Raw genomic sequence first — 4,551 nt, 5'->3', positions numbered from 1 at the left:
TCGCAACGATCGTTCGCTCCCGGGCACAGGACCGCCGGGAGCAGGAACGCCTTGTTCACGACACGCTCGTCAACACCCTCACCGGAATCGCGATGGGCGCCGTTCACCCCACCGGCCCGGCCGGGGCGGGGGGGACCACGGCGGTGCCCACCGCCGATGTCCGCGCCCGCTGCGCACGTGACCTGTCCGTGCTGGAGGCGTTCCTGGCCCGGGGGACGCCTGGGGACAGCGCCGCCGGTACCCACGGCGGGCACGACCTGCCGGCAGCGGCCTGGGACGCCGGACAGGCCGAGCGGGCGGCGCTCACCCGTGACAGCGGCCGGCTCATCCGCACCCGCTACGAGACCGGGCTGGCCCGCGGTGTTGCCGTCTTCGTCCTCTGCTGGCACGCGGCGGTGCTGCTGCCGGCTGTCACCATGATGAGCAGTTACCGCTGGCCGGCGCTCTCGCTGGCGCTATGGCTCACGCTGGCGGTTCTCGCCGTGGCCACCGCCACCGTCCTGCTCCGGCGAGGTCTGCGGGGCTGGGAGTCCGCCGCTTTGCTGACCACCGCGGTGCTCACGGAACTTCTGGTCGGCCTGACCTGCCGTGGCTACAACGTGGTCGGTTTCGCCAACTGGGCACTGCTCGGTGCCGGTTGGCTGCTGGTGGCGACGGCGGCGAGCCGCCCAGTCAGGGAGGCCCTGCTCGGTACCACGGCCGTGACGGTTGTGGCTGGCGTGCTGGCCCTGCGTGAGGTCGGCCCGGGGCCGCTGGCGCTCACCCGGTTGGCCGCGGTGGCCTGGGGGCTGTGGGTCCCGCCGCTGGCGGTCATGGTGGTTCGCCGTGCCATGGCCGCGGCTGGCCCGACCGTCGCGCGGATCGTGGCCACCGAGGCTGAGCTGAACGCGCTGGAGATCTCCGCCGTAACGGTCCGGGCCGACCGCGCCCGCCGCTGGGACATGCTTGCGACCCGTACGCTGCCGCTGGTCCAAGCGATCGCGGACGGTCTGCTCGACCCGGCGGACGAGGCCGTGCGCAGCCGCTGTGCCGCCCAGGCCGCGACCTTGCGCCGGATGATCACCGGTACAACCGTCCTGGACCTCGAGCATGTGATCGCCGTCGCTGAGCGCCGGGGCCTGCGGATCGAGACCCAGCTGCTCGGAGATCTCAGCGCTGTACCGGCCGGGGCCCGCAGCGCGATAGCCCGCATGGTCGACGAGTCCCTCGCGTCCGTGGCCGCCGGCCGAGTCCTGCTGACCGTGCTTGGCGGCAGCGACGAGGCCCAGGTGTTCGTGTCGTTTCCGGCCTCTCCCACCTCTCCGGCCTGCGCGCGGGCCGTCCGGGCCATCGGCGTGGGCGACCGGATGGAGGGCCATCTCGACGCGTTCACGGACACGGCGGACGGACGCGGCTCCCTGGAACTGCGATGGAGCCGATGAGGACGCTCGCCACCTCTGTTACCAGGCGCTCTTAGAGCGCCCGGCAACAGGGGCGTGGATCAAGGAACGGGGCTGGGGTGCGTGCATCGCGAGGCGGCGGAGGGAGTCACCGGAGGTGTTGGGTGGCGACCGACGACAACGCGGCGAGGTGCGTGCCCCAGCCCCGCGACGCCGCGTCCCCTGTTGCCGGTCGCTCTTAACCGATCCGAAGGGACCAAGATGTTCGAAAGGGTGACGTGGCAGGCCCTGCCAGGCCCCGGGGCCCGAGCCCTTGCAGCGCGGATCTAATGATCTCCGTCGCGGCCGTCGATGATCATCCGATCGTCCTGCACGGGCTTGAGGGACTACTCGCGGCGACACCCGACTGCACACTCGTGGCCAAGGCCACCACCATGGCGGAACTGCTCGCCGGCCCGGGAAGGCACGCCGACGTCGTCCTGCTCGACCTCGACCTCGGTGATGGCAGCACCGCGCCGGACAACATCCGGCAGCTGATCGACACCGGCCCCGCCGTGGTGGTGTTCAGCGCGACAGCGGCGCCGGCCGCTGTCCGCGAGGCCATCCGTGCCGGTGCGTACGGTTTCGTGCCGAAGACCGAAACCGTTGATGATCTAGCCACGGCTATCCGGGCCGCGGCGGCCGGAAATGGCTGGGTATCGCCCCAGCTCGCCTTCGTCCTGTTCACCGACGACGCGCCGGATCGCCCGGCGCTGTCCGCACAGGAGCGCGAGGCGCTGCGGCTGTACGCGGGCGGGATGCCCATGAAGCTGGTGGGCAAACGCATGAACGTGGGGACCGAGACCGCCAAGCAGTACATCGAACGGGTCAGGATGAAGTACCGCAAGGTCGGCCGCGACGCGACAACAAAGATCGACCTGTACCGCCGGGCGGTGGAAGACGGCCATCTCAGGCCCGACAGCGCCGGCTGACCCCACGCCCACCCGCCCCGCCAGAGAGCTGGGCGGACCCGCGGCATGCCGTGTCCTGAGCCCATCCGTCGCCCGTCGCCCGTCGCCCGTGCCGTCAGGCCGCGTCCCACCCCGCCCCCCGTCTCAGGGTGGAAACGCGCGCCATTCGGGGCCGCTGAGCGACCGTCACCCAGCTTGGCCCGGATGCCACGCGGTGTCATGACCCCACAGCTCAGGACGAAAGGACCCCCATCTGGGGGACGGCCCTGTCAGGGATAACCCTGTCAGGGACGGCCGCGGCGTGACCCGAAGCGGGCGAACAGCGAACCGCCGACAACGGCAAAGCCGCCGAGAAGCGTGATCCACAGACCTGGCCCGACCCGGACCGACATACCAAGATCCAGACCAGCCGGCCGGGTGCCACGCAGGAGCTGGAACAGGTCGAGCATCGCCATAAGAACAATCATGGACCCGGTGACCGCGGCGAGGATCCAGAGCAGGCCGCTTCGCGCACGGACCATCAGCGTCCCGCCGAGAACGGCGGACACGACACCGAACAGCAGCGTCGTCGCGCCGTACTGCTCCGCGTCGGTGCCCTTGACCGAGATCTCGATCAGCCCGAAAGCGCTCACGGTAGCCCACGTCATGAACGAAGCGAGGGCTGTCGCGGCACCGGCGGCAAACACCACCAAGCCGCCGAGCGTTCGGCTCAGGCCCGGCCCGCCGCCGGCTGTTCTCGCGTCGGCTGTTCTCGCGTCGGCCCCCAGCGGCGCGCCCCACAGCTGATGTTCTCCAGCGCTCGCCAGCTTATTCGGGACGTCCCAAGCGTCCAGCGCGGCCACGGCGACGCAGTCCGCCGGCGGCGGGCCATCGTCGGATCGGGCCCAGCGCGGATCGGCCGTACGGGCCATTGCCGCGCGCCTTTCCGCTCGCCACCGCCGTGCCTGCTCGTGTCCGCGGTCCTCGCCAGTGGGTCGGGATTGCGGGCCGCCGGCATCGGTCTCGCCGCTCCAGTCAGCGATGCGCTCGGTCGGCGGCCCCCATGGACTGCGATCCTGTTCGGACACGCCTTCCTCCCTGTACGGTCAGCTGCCGCGGGCCGGCCATGGCGCCAGCCGCCCCGCGGAGCTGACTGACCAACCAGCCGGCCAGTCATGATCCTTGGATGTTCACCGCCGGATCACGCGCGCGGGCCGCAACAGCCAGCTACCAACAAGCGCGACCAGCCCGGCAACCAGGGTCAGGACGACGCCGGGCCCGGGAACAACGCTTATCTGATCAGCGGAAATGCCACGGAAGGATGCCAGCGGCGGCGGCCCCGCGATGATGTCCATCGTGGACAGCACCGTGACCCCGGCCGCGAGCACCCGCGCAACCACCCCATCCGCTGCCCCCGCCGGACGCCCGAACAGGCGCGCGAAGCCGATCATCAACAGGACGACACCGACAACCAGTGTCACACGACCGTCGCCAACCGTCAGCCCCGAAAAGGTACGGGTCTCCGCCCCGCTGCTCAGCGTGCTCCACGGCAACACCGCGCCCGCTCCGGTGACCGCGCCCGCCGTACCGACGACGAGGCCGGCGAGCCGGCCGGCCCTGGCCGGCCGCGGCGGCGGCACAGCCCAATCCGGATCAACGATGCCACGCTCGATGCCCAGCGGCGGTTCGGCAGCCACACCGCTGGCAGGGGCGTCCTCGGCAGCGCTCTCCCGAGCATCGGCATCCCAGCCGGCACGCTGCCGGGCAACGGCAGGCTCGGCCGAAAGGAGCTGCCCAGATCTCCCTGCCGGGGCTCGCAGGCGCGCCTGGGGCAGCTCACCGGCCCGGCCGTCGAGGCTCATGTCCGGGGCTGCCGCAGCCGGCTCCCATCCGCCGGCCGGTCCGGCGCCAGGCTGGCCGGCTTCCGCCGGAGCACGGAAAGGACCACGATCGCGCTCCCGTGGGCCGCTGGTGGGAGCGGGCGGCTCGGCGGTACGCCCGTGGTACCCGAACACCGAGTCGGCACTGGGATACGCCGGCCGGTGCCCGACCGGGCCTCGCTGCACCCCGCCCGGCTCGGCGGACGGAGCGGACGGAACGTCGAAGTCCCGATGCTGCGGAAATGGGTACAGGGTGTCACGCCCCTGGACCGGGCGGGACGCCTCGGGCCGGTCGGCCACGGCTGGCCGCTGCCCGCCTGACGGCCGTGGCCGCTCATCCGGGCCCGGTGGCCGCGCGGCGTG

General features: G+C 71.9%; 3 protein-coding genes and 1 pseudogene. 2 read left to right on the top strand and 2 right to left on the bottom strand.

Features of this window, described 5'->3' with window-relative positions:
* Window positions 1-1,421, top strand: a pseudogene (locus MJ783_RS22075) (hypothetical protein); the annotation flags it as partial.
* A 287-nt stretch (window positions 1,422-1,708) separates the two neighbouring features.
* Window positions 1,709-2,350: a response regulator transcription factor gene (locus MJ783_RS22070; RefSeq protein WP_239313527.1), complete on the top strand. Its 642-nt coding sequence runs from the start codon at window positions 1,709-1,711 to the stop codon at window positions 2,348-2,350.
* A gap of 263 nt (window positions 2,351-2,613) precedes the next feature.
* Here MJ783_RS22070 and MJ783_RS22065 read toward each other — a convergent pair whose 3' ends face one another.
* Window positions 2,614-3,396 carry a hypothetical protein gene (locus MJ783_RS22065; protein ID WP_239313524.1) on the bottom strand — a complete coding sequence of 261 codons (783 nt, stop codon included), beginning with the start codon at window positions 3,394-3,396 and terminating at the stop codon, window positions 2,614-2,616.
* A 102-nt stretch (window positions 3,397-3,498) separates the two neighbouring features.
* Window positions 3,499-4,551: hypothetical protein (locus MJ783_RS22060; RefSeq protein WP_239313521.1), on the bottom strand; the 1,053-nt coding region annotated here is incomplete at its 5' end.

This window comes from Protofrankia sp. Cj3 (genome assembly GCF_917627355.1).
Classification (GTDB): Bacteria; Actinomycetota; Actinomycetes; order Frankiales; family Frankiaceae; genus Protofrankia.
Note: the sequence above shows the minus strand (reverse complement) of the source record. Positions and strands in the feature narration are given on the sequence as shown.

What these genes read in the sequence shown, in the direction of transcription:
- MJ783_RS22070 (WP_239313527.1), top strand. Translation starts at nt 1,709, where the DNA reads ATGATCTCCGTCGCGGCCGTCGATGATCATCCGATCGTCCTGCACGGG.